General features: G+C 69.2%; 13 protein-coding genes. 4 read left to right on the top strand and 9 right to left on the bottom strand.

All coding sequences use genetic code 11. The features are described 5' to 3' along the window. Positions 1–295: 295 nt before the first annotated feature. Both ACFUJ1_RS14075 and ACFUJ1_RS14070 read right to left on the bottom strand, forming a co-directional pair. Positions 296–712, bottom strand: coding sequence for a helix-turn-helix domain-containing protein (locus ACFUJ1_RS14075; protein ID WP_011207048.1), 417 nt, complete (start codon positions 710–712; stop codon positions 296–298). A gap of 364 nt (positions 713–1,076) precedes the next feature. Next, positions 1,077–2,240, bottom strand: coding sequence for a steroid 3-ketoacyl-CoA thiolase (locus tag ACFUJ1_RS14070; RefSeq protein ID WP_378645548.1), 1,164 nt, complete (start codon positions 2,238–2,240; stop codon positions 1,077–1,079). 113 nt (positions 2,241–2,353) lie between these two features. On the opposite strand from ACFUJ1_RS14070, the gene ACFUJ1_RS14065 reads away from it, so the two are divergent. Next, on the top strand, positions 2,354–3,595 hold the full coding sequence (locus ACFUJ1_RS14065) for a cytochrome P450 (protein ID WP_378645546.1): 1,242 nt from the start codon (positions 2,354–2,356) through the stop codon (positions 3,593–3,595). Positions 3,596–3,647: 52 nt separating this feature from the next. Here the strand turns inward: ACFUJ1_RS14065 and ACFUJ1_RS14060 are convergent, their stop codons facing one another. The 5 genes from ACFUJ1_RS14060 to ACFUJ1_RS14040 are packed head-to-tail and all read right to left on the bottom strand — an operon-like array spanning position 3,648 to position 8,167. Continuing rightward, entirely contained in the window at positions 3,648–4,052 is a 405-nt protein-coding gene (locus tag ACFUJ1_RS14060; protein WP_378645545.1) for a nuclear transport factor 2 family protein, read from the bottom strand. Beyond that, the gene (locus ACFUJ1_RS14055) at positions 4,049–4,933 is read right to left on the bottom strand and encodes a TIGR03619 family F420-dependent LLM class oxidoreductase (RefSeq protein WP_378645735.1); all 885 of its coding nucleotides are present in this window, start codon (positions 4,931–4,933) and stop codon (positions 4,049–4,051) included. Before ACFUJ1_RS14055 ends, ACFUJ1_RS14060 begins: the two co-directional genes overlap by 4 nt. Positions 4,934–4,941: 8 nt before the next feature. Beyond that, positions 4,942–6,111, bottom strand: coding sequence for a thiolase domain-containing protein (locus ACFUJ1_RS14050; protein WP_378645543.1), 1,170 nt, complete (start codon positions 6,109–6,111; stop codon positions 4,942–4,944). Then, positions 6,108–7,148, bottom strand: coding sequence for a thiolase domain-containing protein (locus ACFUJ1_RS14045; protein ID WP_378645733.1), 1,041 nt, complete (start codon positions 7,146–7,148; stop codon positions 6,108–6,110). The genes ACFUJ1_RS14050 and ACFUJ1_RS14045 overlap by 4 nt, the downstream gene beginning before the upstream one ends. Positions 7,149–7,153: 5 nt before the next feature. Further along, the gene (locus tag ACFUJ1_RS14040) at positions 7,154–8,167 is read right to left on the bottom strand and encodes a Zn-ribbon domain-containing OB-fold protein (protein ID WP_378645542.1); all 1,014 of its coding nucleotides are present in this window, start codon (positions 8,165–8,167) and stop codon (positions 7,154–7,156) included. 63 nt (positions 8,168–8,230) lie between these two features. Here ACFUJ1_RS14040 and ACFUJ1_RS14035 point away from each other — a divergent pair, with 63 nt between their 5' ends. Next, positions 8,231–9,268 (top strand): LLM class F420-dependent oxidoreductase, encoded by a 1,038-nt coding sequence (locus ACFUJ1_RS14035; protein WP_378645541.1) that lies wholly within the window; start codon positions 8,231–8,233, stop codon positions 9,266–9,268. Positions 9,269–9,283: 15 nt separating this feature from the next. Here the strand turns inward: ACFUJ1_RS14035 and ACFUJ1_RS14030 are convergent, their stop codons facing one another. Next, positions 9,284–10,285, bottom strand: coding sequence for a sigma-70 family RNA polymerase sigma factor (locus ACFUJ1_RS14030; protein ID WP_378645539.1), 1,002 nt, complete (start codon positions 10,283–10,285; stop codon positions 9,284–9,286). Between the two features lie 120 nt (positions 10,286–10,405). Between ACFUJ1_RS14030 and ACFUJ1_RS14025 the strand changes: the two genes are divergently transcribed. Next, positions 10,406–10,825, top strand: coding sequence for a VOC family protein (locus ACFUJ1_RS14025; RefSeq protein ID WP_233015765.1), 420 nt, complete (start codon positions 10,406–10,408; stop codon positions 10,823–10,825). Between the two features lie 67 nt (positions 10,826–10,892). Here ACFUJ1_RS14025 and ACFUJ1_RS14020 read toward each other — a convergent pair whose 3' ends face one another. Next, positions 10,893–11,672 carry a crotonase/enoyl-CoA hydratase family protein gene (locus ACFUJ1_RS14020; protein WP_378645538.1) on the bottom strand — a complete coding sequence of 260 codons (780 nt, stop codon included), beginning with the start codon at positions 11,670–11,672 and terminating at the stop codon, positions 10,893–10,895. Between the two features lie 61 nt (positions 11,673–11,733). Here ACFUJ1_RS14020 and ACFUJ1_RS14015 point away from each other — a divergent pair, with 61 nt between their 5' ends. Beyond that, complete coding sequence (locus tag ACFUJ1_RS14015; RefSeq protein ID WP_378645536.1) at positions 11,734–13,377, top strand: acyl-CoA synthetase; 1,644 nt, start codon at positions 11,734–11,736, stop codon at positions 13,375–13,377. Positions 13,378–13,421: the final 44 nt, after the last annotated feature.

Below are 13,421 nucleotides of genomic sequence, written 5' to 3'. Positions count from 1 at the left end.
TGCCCGTAATTCCGGGGGCACTCGGAGGGTCCGCTGGAGATTCGCCGATCGGACCGATGGGTCGGAATCGCTGCCGGATGGAATGTCGGCGGAACCACCACTATCGATCCGACGGGAATCCGTTTCGCTTCGCTCGTGCATTTTTGCGAATGCACGTGCAGATGAACGTTAAGCGCACACACTGGACACCCGGATGTCCGGAAGTGTCCCGGTGCGGAGCTGCCCGGTTGTGATGGCTCACAACGCGGAGCGGTGCGGCCCCCTGGACCGCACCGCTCCGCGTCGTCGTGTAACCCTATTCCGTCCCGTCCGGAGGAATTTCCGGCAATCCCTCGCTGGCTCGCAACTTCTCCGCCATGGAGGTGAGAAGGTTCTGCGATTCTTCGGAGAGGTCGAACGCCCGGCTCGACAGTCTGCGCAGCCCGTAGCCCTGCAGCTGCGACAGCAGCTCCAGGTCGTGGTCGATCTTGGCCGCGTAGATGTCGTTGAAGAAGTAGTCCGGCTTGACCTTGAAGAACTTGGCCAGTGCCGCCACCGTCTCGTCCGACGGGTTCGTCCGCTGCCCCGAGCGCAACTGCGACAGGTACGGTTTCGAGATCGGATGCCCGGAGGCTGTCAGCGCTGCCGCAACCTCCGCGTTGGTGTGCGGCTTGCGCCCCGGGGGATGCACGGTTTCGAACAGCTTGTTCAGCCGCGCCGCGAAATCAGCCATTGTGAGCCGCCCAATTCCCTTCGCTGTACTAAGAGAGGTTATCTCGGATACCTATCATTGATATTAGCGGCTCAGTAACTGAAAACCTACGCCTGATTGCGTATTTCCTGACGCCTCACGCCACCCCAACGACTGAAGTGGCTTCGAATCGACGTTTGCGGGTTGACGCGAGGGTCTCTGGGCGAGCGGCACATCGCAGCGGTTCCCGCCTGTCGGGCGAACGGTCGACGCCGGACCGAAGTTCGCTCGAAAGTAGCTGATGTCTCATCTATTCCGGCCGGTTTGCTGACATGTGGTGTACAACACGTTCTCGCCACTGGGAGATGAACGTTCAACGAAACCGACCGGAATCGACACTTCCGGGCTAGAGCCGCTCGATGATGGTGCCGGTGGCGAGCGCGCCGCCGGCGCACATCAGCACCATCGCGGTGCTCCCGCCGGTCCGCTCCAACTCGTGCAAAGCCGTTGTGAGCAAACGGGATCCGGTCGAGCCGACCGGGTGCCCGATGGCGATCGCGCCGCCGTTCACATTGACCCGGTCGAAGTCCGGCTCGTGCACTCGCGCCCAGGAGAGCGCCACCGAGGCGAACGCCTCGTTGATCTCGAACAGGTCGAGATCGCCGATCTTCATCCCGGATTTCTCCAGCAACCGGGCGCAGGCCTGCACCGGGCCGTCCAGGTGGAACTCGGGCTCGGCGCCGACCACAACCTGGGTGACGATCCGGGCCCGCGGCCGCAGCCCGGCCCGCTCGGCGGCGGCCTGATCCATGAGCAGCACGGCGGCGGCGCCGTCCGAGATCTGCGACGAGCTGCCCGCGGTGTGGATGCCGCCGTCCAGCACCGGCTTCAGCGCGGCGAGCCCCTCCGCGGTGGTCTCCCGCAGCCCCTGGTCCCGGCTGACCGAGAGCGTCTGGCCGGTGCGGTTGCCCTCCTTGTCCACCTCGGGCGCGGTCACCGTGAGCACCTCGCGGTCGAACCGCCCCTCGGCCCATGCCTGCGCGGCCAGCCGCTGCGAGCGCGCGCCGAACTCGTCCACGTCGGCGCGGGTGATGCCGCGCCGCTTGGCGATCCGCTCCGCCGCCTCGAACTGGTTCGGCAGGTCGATGTTCCAGGAGTCCGGCCGGCGCGGGCCCGCGTTCTCGCCCACATTCGCGCCGAGCGGAACCCGGCTCATGGCCTCCACCCCGCAGGCGAGGCCGATCTCGATGGCGTCGGTCGCGATCAGCCCGGCCACCAGGTGCGCGGCCTGCTGGGCCGAGCCGCACTGGGTGTCGATGGTGGTGGCGGCGGCCTGCCAGGGCAGCCCCTCGTTCAGCCACGCCACCCTGGTGATGTTGTTGGATTGTTCGCCTGCCTGGGTGACGCAGCCTCCGATGACCTGCTCCACCAGGCCCGGATCGACCCCGGCCTGCTCCAGAATGCCGCGCTGAGCGGCGCCGAGGAGCTCCGCGGCGTGCAAGCCGGAGAGTTGACCGCGGCGCTTGCCGATCGGGGTACGGGCCGCTTCGACGATGACGGGAGTGCCCATCTCCACCCTTTCCTTCGGGATAAAAATGAAACGTGTTCACGCACTATGTGCTGTAATGAGTGTAGAACGTGTTTCAGTTTGTCGTTCGAGGACAGTGTCGAAGGAGACATCTGGTGGTAGACACACGGAACCGGCCGAACCTGCCGGAGGGCTTCGATGTGACCGACCCGGCCATCTATGCCGACCGGGTTCCGACCGCGGAATTCGCCGAGCTGCGGCGGGCTGCGCCGGTCTGGTGGAACGAGCAGTCGCGCGAGGTCGGTGGGTTCCGCGACGGAGGGTTCTGGGTCGCCAGTAAGCATGCCGACGTCAAGGAGATCTCGCGCCGCAGCGACGTCTTCTCGACGCACGAGAACACCGCGATCCCGCGGTTCAACGACGACATCACCCGCGAGCAGATCGAGCTGCAGCGGTTCGTCCTGATCAACAAGGACGCGCCGGAGCACACCAAGCTGCGCAAGATCATCAGCCGCGGCTTCACCCCGCGCGTGATCAACGGGCTGCGCGAGGAGCTCTCCAACCGGGCCGAGCAGATCGTCAAGACGGCCGCGGAGAAGGGCACCGGCGATTTCGTCGAGCAGATCGCCTCGGAGCTGCCGCTGCAGGCCATAGCCGAGCTGATCGGCGTGCCGCAGGAAGACCGGATGAAGCTCTTCACCTGGTCCAACGAGATGACCGGGTACGACGACCCGGACATCGACGTGGATCCGGCCGCCTCGTCGGCGGAGATCCTGATGTACGCGTACCAGATGGCGGCGGATCGCAAGGCGAACCCGGCGCACGACATCGTCACGCAGCTCATCGAGGCGGATCTGGACGGCCACAAGCTGAGCGAGGAGGAGTTCGGCTTCTTCGTCATCATGCTGGCGGTGGCGGGCAACGAGACCACGCGCAATGCCATCACGCACGGCATGATGGCGTTCCTCGAGCACCCCGACCAGTGGGAGCTGTTCAAGAAGAACCGGCCGGCGACGGCGGCGGACGAGATCATCCGCTGGGCCACGCCGGTGACCTCGTTCCAGCGCACCGCGCTGGAGGATGTCGAGCTCGGCGGGGTGGAGATCAAGAAGGGGCAGCGGGTGGTCATGCTGTACCGCTCGGCCAACTTCGACGAAGAGGTCTTCGAGAACGCCGACTCCTTCGACATCACGCGCGACCCGAACCCGCACCTGTCGTTCGGCGGGACCGGGGCGCACTTCTGCATCGGGGCGAACCTGGCCCGGCTCGAGGTCGATCTGATCTTCAACGCGATCGCGGATCACCTGCCGGACATCAGCCGGATCGGCGGCGAGAAGCGGCTGCGGTCCGGGTGGTTGAACGGGATCAAGCACCTGCCGGTGAACTACACGCCGTAGGCAATGGAAGAAGCCCCCGCGAAGCTCGCGGGGGCTTCTTCGTACCGGTCTGTCAGGCGGGGCGAGCCGTCTTCATGGCCCGGTCCACTTCCCAGAAGGCGCGCAGGGCGGCGATGCGGCCCTGCGCGTCGATGCGGTAGGTGAAGACGCCCTCGGCGTCGATTACGTGCCCGCCGAGGGTGGAGCGAATCAGCCCGGTGAAGGCGATCTCGTTCCCGCAGGCGAAGGAGTCGCCGAAGTGGAACTCGATGGCGTCGGTGGGGGCGATCGCCTTGTCCCAGAACGCGGCGATGGCCTCGGGACCGTGGTGCCCCTTGCCCTCGGGGTCGAAGCCGGAGGGTCCGACCGGGTCCTCGACCACCCCGTCCGGGGCGAAGAGCGCGAGCCAGGCGTCCTTGTCGCGAGCCCGCACCGCCGCCTGCGAGGCCAGCCCGGCCTCGCGCGCCGTGCCGCTCACGACGCGGCCACGATCGGGTCGGTGATGTACTCGGCGGCGAACTTGCGCATCGATTCCTGCTTGGCCTCGATGGGCCCGTCGAAGCCGATGCCGTCGGCCAGCCAGGGCATGGTGATGGCGTCGGTGACGCCCGCGTCGGCCAGATCCTGGTACCCGGCCCGGCCGAACTTGTCGACGCAGACCGCCTGGATCTCGAACGGGTCGTCCGCCCGGTCGTACTCGGCGCGCAGCTCGCGCAGCGTGCCGATGGTCGTGACCAGCTCGTCGTAGGTCATCATGGCCGAGGCCCAGCCGTCGCCGACCTTAGCGGCCCGGCGCAGCGCCACCGCGGTGTGCCCGCCGACGTAGAACGGCACCGGCTGGCTCGGCGCGGGGCTGATCTGCAGCTTGTCGAAGTCGAAGAACTCGCCGTGGTACTCGACCATCCCGCCGGCCAGCACCAGCTTGATGACCTCGATCATCTCGTCCACCCGGGCGCCGCGGCGCGCGTAGGGCACCCCGCACCACTCGAATTCCTCCGGCGCCCAGCCGATCCCGACGCCGAAGCCGAACCGGTTGCCGGAGAGGTTCGCCACCGAGCCGACCTGCCTGGCCAGCAGCAGCGGATTGCGCGAGCCGAGCTTGAGCACGTTGGTGTAGAACCGCAGCGTCGTGGTGACCGCCGCCATCGCGGCGGTGGCGATGAGCGGATCCACCCACGGGGTGTCCGCGCCCCAGAATCGGCTGCCGTCCGCGGTGTACGGGTACTTGGCCGCCGCCGACTCCATGTAGAAGAGCGAGTCGGGCAGCGCGATGGAGGCGAAGCCGACCTCCTCGGCGGTCTTCGCCAGCGCGGGCAGCTGCTCGAGCGGGCTCAGCGCGATCCCGACGGTGAACTTCAGCGGGGCGCTCATTCCGGACGCTCCGATCCGACGACCCACATGCAGAAGTACTGCGAGCCGCCGCCGTAGGCGTGGCCGAGCGCCTTGCGCGCGCCGGGCACCTGGTAATCACCGGCCCGGTCCATGACCTGCTTGGCCGCCTCGGCGAAGCGGATCATGCCGGAGGCGCCGATCGGGTTGGAGGAGAGCACGCCGCCGGAGGGGTTCACCGGCAGCTGGCCGCCGATCTCGGTCTCGCCCTTCTCAGTGAGCTTCCAGCCCTCGCCCTGCGCGGCGAAGCCCAGGTTCTCCAGCCACATGGGCTCGAACCAGGAGAACGGAACGTAGATCTCGGCCGCGTCGATCTCGGCCAGCGGATCCTTGATTCCCGCGGCCTCCCAGAGCGCGGCCGCGGCGTCCCGCCCGGCCTGCGGGTTCACCTGGTCGCGGCCCGCGTAGGTGGTCGGTTCGGTGCGCATCGCGGTGCCGTGCACCCAGGCGACCTTGCGGCCGGTGGCCTCGACCGCCTCGGCGGCCTCCGCGTCCCCGATGACCAGCGCGCAGGCGCCGTCCGAGGAGGGGCAGGTCTCGTCGAAGCGGATCGGATCCCAGAGCATCTGCGAGGCCAGCACCGACTCCACGGTGATGTCCGGCTGGCGCAGGTGCGCGAGCGGGTTCTTGGCGCCGTTGCGCCGGTCCTTGGCCGCGACCATGGCGCCGATGTGCAGCGGCGCGCTCGAGCGGCGGATGTAGGAGCGCACGTGCGGGGCGAAGTAGCCGCCCGCGCCCGCACCGACCGGCATGGTGAAGGGCACCGGAATCGACAGTGCCCACATGGCATTCGACTCGGACTGCTTCTCCCAGGAGACCGCGAGCACCTTCCTGTGTACGCCCGCCTGCACCAGGTTGGCGGCGACGACGCTGGTCGAGCCGCCCACCGAGCCTGCGGTGTGCACCCGGATCATCGGCTTGCCGACCGCGCCGAGCGCGTCGGCCATGTACAGCTCCGGCATCATGACGCCCTCGAAGAAGTCGGGCGCCTTGCCGACGACGACGGCGTCGATCTCGGCGATGGTGACGCCGGAATCGGCGAGTGCGCGATCGATCGCCTCCCGGCACATGCCCGCCATGGACACGTCGGTGCGTTTCGTCACGTGATTGGTTTGACCGGTGCCGAGCACCGCGGCCGGGAAGCTCATCGGTTCTCCGATTCGATGACGGTGACCAGGTTCTGCTGCAGGGCGGGGCCGCTGGTGGCGTGGGCCAGCGCCCGGTTCGCGGAACCCGAGATGATCGCCTCCGCCGCGTAGCCGATGCGCTCCAGCCCGGCGGCGAACATGGGGTTGCCCGCCAGCGCGCCGCCGGAGGGGTTGATCCTGGTCTCCGGCTGCAGCCCGATGGCGTCGGCCAGGATCAGCTGCTGGTGGCTGAACTGCGCGTGCAGCTCGGCGATGTCGAAGCCCGCGGTGTCGCCGCCGGTGACGGCCTGCGCGGCCGCCGCGGTGGAGGGCGAGCGGGTGAGGTCGCGGACGCCGAACGCCTGCGCGTCGATGCGGTGCGCCATGCCGGTGATCCAGGCGGGGCGATCGCAGAGTTCGCGGGCCCGGTCGCCGACCGCGAGCACGATGGCGGCGGCGCCGTCGGTCACCGGCGCGACGTCGTGCGCGCGGAACGGGTTGGCGGTGTAGGGATTCGCGAGCAGTGCGTCCACATCGCCATCGGTCCCGGCGGCGACGGCGGCCATGTCGCGCTCGGACCAGCGGCCTGCGTCCAGTCCGGCGCGCGCCTGCAGCCCGGCCACCGAGACGGCGTCCGGCCAGAGCGGCCCGACCAGGTACGGATCCAGCTGCATGGTCAGGGTCCGGCGCAGGGTGCCCGCCGATGACTTGCCGAAGCCGTAGACAAGGGCGGTCTGCGCCTGGCCGGAGCGGAGCTTCACCCACGCCTCGTAGAGCGCCCAGGCGGCGTCCATCTCCACGTGCGACTCGTTGATCGGCGGAACCGCGCCGATCGAGTCGACCGCGGAGATGAAGGAGAAGGCGCGCCCGGCCAGCCAGTCGGAGGAGCCGGAGCACCAGAAGTCGATGTCCGACTTGTCGATTCCGAGCCGGTCGTAGAGCTTCTGGAAGATCGGCACCAGCATCTCCACGCCGTTCGTGGTGCCGAAGGTCTCGGGCACGTGCGGGGCGTGGGCGAAGCCGACGACTGCGATGTCGGTGGCGTGGTCGGTCACGATTGGCCTCACAGGTGGTGTTTGTAGGTCTCGTAGTCGGCGTCCGGTTCGCCGCTCGGCCGGAAGTGGTCCACGTTCTCCAGCCCGTGGCCCCACTCCTCGCGCGGTTTCCAGACCGCCGCCACCCGCATGCCCATCCGCACCTCGCTCGCGTCGCAGCCGAGCACCAGGTGCAGCACCGGGATGTCGGCGCCGTCGAGCAGCACGTAGGCCGCGACGTACGGCGGCTTGATCCGCTGGCCGAGGAAGGGCACGTTCACGATGCAGAAGGTGGTGACGACGCCCTTGTCGCTGAGCTCGACCATGTCGTCGGTGGGGATGCCGTCGGTGGGGCTGGCGCCGCGCGGCGGGAAGTAGACCTTGCCATTGGCGTCGGTGCGGCCGCCGATGAGCTTGCCTTCGGCCAGTCCGCGCAGGTAAACCGTTTCCTGAGGAGAGGCGGTGTGGTTGTAGTGCAGCTCCACCGGCGTGGTCAGGATGGTCACCGGCTCGGCGACGGCGGAATCCGCCGCGGGCTCGGCGGTTTCGCCGGGGACGAAGTGCGCGATGTCGTGGATCGAGCCGGCGCGCTCGGCCGCCCACCGGACCCGGACCCGGAGGCCGGTGCTGATGTCGTCCGCGCTCGGGACGTCGACGGCGTGCAGCAGGGCCGTGTCCGCGCCGTCCAGCTGGATCAGCGCCCAGGCGAAGGGCCGGTCGAACGGCTGACCGGGCAGCGGGTCGCTCACCCAGCTCCACGACGTCACGGTGCCGACCTCGGCCACGTCGACGAACTCGGTCAGCGGCTCGCTGGTCACCGGGTCGAACTCGGCCGGTGGCACGAGCACCCGGCCGTCCGAGCCGCGGATGCCGGTGATCCGGCCCGCGCGCAAACCGCCGAGGAAGGCGCCGATGATCGGGCCGACCGATCTGGTGTAGTCGAAGTGCACCCGCAGGGGCGCGCTGAGTACGTCGGGCGCATGATCCGGATCATTGCCGGGTGCGGCCGCGACGACGGCGGAAGCAGTATTCCCCTGAGTCACGATATCGAGTAGAACAGGTTCTTATTCTGCTGGCAAGCGGCTTGGCAGGAAAGGGAGTCGATCATGAAGTTCGGATTGCAGCTCGGGTACTGGATGGCCGCCCCGCCCGCCAATGCCGGCGAGATGGTGACGGCGGCCGAGGCGGCCGGTTTCGACGCGGTGTTCGCCGCCGAGTCGTGGGGCTCGGACGCCTTCGGCCCGCTCGCCTGGTGGGGCTCGCGGACCAGCCGGGTGCGGCTCGGCACCTCGGTGGTGCAGCTCTCCGCGCGCACCCCCACCTCCACTGCCATGCACGCGCTCACCCTCGACCACCTGAGCGGCGGCCGGGCGGTGCTCGGGCTCGGCGTCTCCGGCCCGCAGGTGGTGGAGGGGTGGTACGGCCAGCCGTTCGCCAAGCCGTTGCAGCGGACCAGGGAGTACGTCGACATCGTGCGTCAGGTGCTGGCCCGCGAGGCCCCGGTGACCAGCGCGGGCCCGCACTATCCGCTGCCCTACGCCGGGCCGGGCGCCTCCGGGCTCGGCAAGCCGCTCAAGCCGATCACGCACCCGCTGCGCGCGGATCTTCCCATTTGGCTGGGCGCGGAGGGGCCGAAGAACGTCGCGCTGACCGCCGAGATCGCGGACGGCTGGCTGGCCATCTACTACGCCCCCCGGCTCGCCGGGATGTACAACGAGTGGCTGGACGAGGGGTTCGCGCGTGCGGGCGCCCGGCGTTCGCGGGCGGACTTCGAGATCGCCGCCAGTTGCCAGGTGGTCGTCACCGACGACCCCGCGGCCGAGATCGAGCGGATGCGCTGGGTGATGTCGCTCTACATCGGCGGCATGGGCGCGCCGGAACTCAACTTCCACGCCCACGTGTACCGGCGCATGGGCTACGACCGCGAGGTCGACGAGATCACCGAGCTCTTCCGGGCCGGGAAGAAGGCGGAGGCCGCCGCGGCGGTGCCGGACGAGATGATCCTCGACACCGCCATCATCGGCGACGAGGACCACGTGCGCGCGCAGCTCCCGGTCTGGGAGAAGGCGGGCGTCACCATGCTTCTGATCGGGGTGCCGGACCTGGAGTCCATGCGCCGGATCGCCCCGCTCGTGCAGGGGTAGAACTCGTTCTAGAAATCAGGCGGGCTCCCGCAGTTCCGGCGGGAGCCCGAAGAGCGGGAAGAGCCGGTCGGTGTCGAGGAAGAAATTCAGCCCGGCGACCGCACCGCCGTCCAGCTCGAGCACGGTGATCGACCAGGGCGTCCAGCGCCCCGGCTCGCCGCTCGGCTTGTAGTGGCCGAAGGCGGGCAGGCCGTTGGCGCCCGCCAGCCGCACCATCCGGGAATCGCGGCAGGCGGCACCGTGCCCGAGCATGAAGGCGGCGACGTCCTGCGGCCCGGAGACCCACAGCTCCAGCGGCGGCATGGAGAGCGCGACGTCGGTCTTGAGCAGCGTGGTCAGCGTGTCCATGTCGTAGGCCTCGAAGGCGGCGACGAAATCGTCGACCAGCTTGCGCTGCTGCTCGTTCGCCTCGTCGTACTCGTCGGTCTCGGCGGGCGTCACCTTGGACATGGTGGCGCGCGCCCGCTGCAGCGCGCTGTTCACCGAGGCGGGCGACATGGTGAGCGCCTGCGCCGTCTCGTTCGCGGAGAAGCGGAGCACCTCGCGCATGATCAGGATGGCGCGCTGGGTGGCGGGCAGGTGCTGGCAGGCCGCGACGAAGGCGAGCCGCAGCGTGTCCTTGGTGCTGGCGTGCTCGGCCGGATCGGCGCCGAAGGCGAGCGCGTTCGGGATCGGCTCGACCCAGACGTAGTCCGGCTGCGGGGCGGGCAGCGTGGAATCCGGGCGGGACGGCCCGTTCATGTCCATCGGCCTGGCCCGGCGCTGCGGGCCGTCCAGCATGTCGAGGCAGACATTGGTCGCGATCCGGTACAGCCAGGACCGCAGGCTGGCCCGCCCCTCGAAGGAGCCGTAGGACTTCCAGGCGCGGGTGAAGGTCTCCTGCACCGCGTCCTCGGCCTCGAACGAGGAGCCGAGCATGCGGTACGCGTAGGCGCAGAGTTCGCGCCGGTGCCCTTCGAAGGCGGTGAGCACCTCCGGGGTGACACCGGCGCCGGTAGCAGCGGTTGGGGTCTCCATGGGCTCACCCTGCCACAGCGCCCCGACAGAGTTGAGCCCCGAAATTCGGAGGCGATGAATCCGGGCCCGCGGCGCCGTCTCTTCTGGTGACCCCCGAACGCACCACGTCAGGAGGCCACCGTGGCCAGCAAGATGATTTTCGTGAACCTGCCCGTCGCCGACCTACCGCGGGCCAAGCGCTTCTACGAGACGCTGGGCTGGAAGGTGAACGAGGACTTCACCGACGCGAACGCGTCCTGCATCGTGATCGACGACAACATCTGCCTGATGCTGCTGACCAGGGAGTACTTCCAGACCTTCGGCAAGCGCCCGACCGCGGACACGGTCGCCGCCCGCGCCGCCTCCTACGCGCTCGCGCTCGGCAGCGCGCAGGAGGTGGACGCGCTGGTCGACGCGGCGCTCGCGGCCGGCGCCACCGAGGAGGTCGACGAGACCAAGAAGGCGGAGGAGGCGGCCGTCGGCATGTACGGCCGCAACTTCATCGACCCCGATGGCCACACCTGGGAGCCGTTCTGGATGGACTACCCCGGGGCGGAGTAGCCCGCTGGGCGGTATCGCCCGGTGCCGCGGTGGCCGCCCACCGCCGTGGCACCGGGCAGCGCCGCCACTACTCGCCGGTGAAGACCGCCTTCCGCTTCTCGGCGAAGGCCCGCGGCCCCTCCTTGGCGTCCTTCGTCTTGAAGACCGCCATCCCGACCTCGCCGTCGATCTTGAACGCCTCGTCCTCCGGCATCCCCTCGGTCTCCCGGATGGTACGCAGAATGGCCTGCACCGCCAGCGGGCCGTTCCCGGCGATCACGGCCGCGATCTCCAGCGCCTTGTCCAGGGCGCTCCCGTCCGGCACCACGTAGCCGATCAGCCCGATCTCCCTGGCCTCCGCGGCCTTCAGGTGCCGCCCGGTGAGCAGGATGTCGGCCGCGATCGTGTACGGCAACTGGCGCACCAGCCGGACCGCCGACCCGCCGAGCGGGTACAGCCCCCAGCGCGCCTCGGAGACGCCGAATTTCGCGCTCTCGCCCGCGATCCGGATATCGGTGGCCTGCAGGATCTCGGTGCCGCCCGCGATGGCCGCACCCTCCACCGCCGCGATCAGCGGCTTGCGCAGCCGGCGCCCCTTGAGCAGCGCGGGCAGCGTGGTGGCGTCGAACCCGCCGGTGAAGGTCTCGCCCGGATGCTGCTTGGTCATGCCCTTGAGATCGGCGCCCGCGCAGAAGGCGCCGCCCGCGCCGGTCAGGATCGCGACCCGGATCTCCGGATCTTCGTCCACCCGGTCCCAGGCATCGAGCATGATGCCCATCATCTCGGTGGTGAGCGCGTTCCGCGCCTCCGGTCGATTCAAGGTGACGATGAGGACGTGGTCCCGCTTCTCGACGAGGCACTGCGCCATATCGGGTTCTCCTGACTTCTGAGGCTTGTCAGAAACAGTAACACGTTCTATTTTTAGCTCTGTGAGCTACAACATAGCGGATCTCGTCGAGCACGCCATCGATCTCATGCCGGACCGGATCGCCCTGGTCGACGACGTCCGGGAGATCAGCTACGCCCAGTTGGAGGAGCGGGCCAACAAACTGGCTCACCACCTGCTCGAACAAGGCGTGCGTCCGGGCGACAAAGTCGGCATCTACTCGCGGAACACGATCGAGGCCGTCGAGGCCATGATCGCGGTCTTCAAGGCGCGGGCGGTGATGATCAACGTCAACTACCGCTACGTCGAGAACGAGTTGCAGCACATCTTCGAGAACTCGGACATGGTGGCGCTCGTGCACGAGCGGCGCTACGGCGACAAGGTCGCCGCGGTCCGGGCGAAGGTGCCCGCGCTGCGCACGCTCGTCGTGGTGGAGGACGGCACCGACACCGCGTACCCCGACGGCGCGGTCGAGTACGAGGCCGCGCTGGCCGCGGCGAGCGGCGAGCGGGACTTCGGCGAGCGCTCGCCGGACGACCTCTACATGCTCTACACCGGCGGCACCACCGGCCTGCCGAAGGGCGTCATGTGGCGCCAGGAGGACGTGTGGCGGGTGCTCGGCGGCGGCATCAACTTCATGACCGGCGAGTACGTCAAGACCGAGACCGAGCTGGCCGAGCAGGGCGCCGCGAACCCCGGGCTGACCCGCTTCCCGATCCCGCCGATGATCCACGGCGGCTCGCAGTGGGCCAGCTTCCAGAGCCTGTTCGGCGGCGGCAAGCTGGTGATGATTCCGGAGTTCAGCGGGCACGGGGTCTGGCAGCACATCGACCGGCACGACATCAACGTCGTCTTCATCACCGGTGACGCCATGGCGCGGCCCATGCTGGACGCGCTGATCGAGGGCAACCCGGAGACCGGCGAGCCGTACCGGCACTCCGTGCTCTACGCCCTGGCCAGCTCGGCGGCGCTCTTCTCGCCCAGCCTCAAGGACAAGTACCTGGAGCTGCTGCCGAACACCATGATCACCGACTCGATCGGCTCGTCGGAGACGGGTTTCGCCGGGCTCAGCGTCGTCGCCAAGGGCAGCGCCTCGGACGGCGGGCCGCGGGTCAAGATCGACGCCTCCACCTCGGTGCTCGGCGAGGACGGCAAGCCGGTCGAGCCCGGCTCCGGCCAGATCGGCATCCTGGCCCGCAAGGGGTTCATCCCGCTCGGCTACTACAACGACCCGGTCAAGACCGCCGCGACCTTCCGCGAGTACGACGGCGTGCGCTACTCCATCCCCGGCGACTACGCGCGGGTCGAGGAGGACGGCTCGGTCACCATGCTCGGCCGCGGCTCGGTGAGCATCAACTCCGGTGGCGAGAAGATCTTCCCCGAGGAGGTCGAGGGCGCGCTCAAGGCACACCCGGACGTCTTCGACGCGCTCGTGGTCGGGGTCTCGGACGAGCGCTGGGGGCAGCGCGTGGTGGCCGTCGTGCAACCGCGCGAGGGCGCCAAGCCCACCCTGGCCGAGCTGCACCCGACGATGTGCGAGAGCATCGCCAGGTACAAGCTGCCGCGCAGCCTGTGGTTCGTGGACGAGATCAAGCGGTCGCCCGCGGGCAAGCCGGACTACCGCTGGGCCAAGGATCAGACCGAGGCACGGCCCGCCGACGAGCACGCCGAGGCGACCGGCAAGTAGGCGCTGTCGACGGGCCGTCGCGCGGGGACGCGCGGCGGCCCGTT

The organism is Nocardia sp. NPDC057227 (assembly GCF_042669725.1).
Classification (GTDB): domain Bacteria; phylum Actinomycetota; class Actinomycetes; order Mycobacteriales; family Mycobacteriaceae; genus Nocardia; species Nocardia asteroides_A.
The sequence above is the reverse complement of the archived record's forward strand: the minus strand, read 5'-3'. Positions and strand labels throughout refer to the sequence as shown.

Bases quoted from the DNA above. Each gene is read 5' to 3' on its own strand.
- ACFUJ1_RS14075 (WP_011207048.1), bottom strand. From the start codon at position 712: ATGGCTGATTTCGCGGCGCGGCTGAACAAGCTGTTCGAAACCGTGCAT.
- ACFUJ1_RS14070 (WP_378645548.1), bottom strand. From the start codon at position 2,240: ATGGGCACTCCCGTCATCGTCGAAGCGGCCCGTACCCCGATCGGCAAG.
- ACFUJ1_RS14050 (WP_378645543.1), bottom strand. From the start codon at position 6,111: ATGAGCTTCCCGGCCGCGGTGCTCGGCACCGGTCAAACCAATCACGTG.
- ACFUJ1_RS14035 (WP_378645541.1), top strand. From the start codon at position 8,231: ATGAAGTTCGGATTGCAGCTCGGGTACTGGATGGCCGCCCCGCCCGCC.
- ACFUJ1_RS14030 (WP_378645539.1), bottom strand. From the start codon at position 10,285: ATGGAGACCCCAACCGCTGCTACCGGCGCCGGTGTCACCCCGGAGGTG.
- ACFUJ1_RS14020 (WP_378645538.1), bottom strand. From the start codon at position 11,672: ATGGCGCAGTGCCTCGTCGAGAAGCGGGACCACGTCCTCATCGTCACC.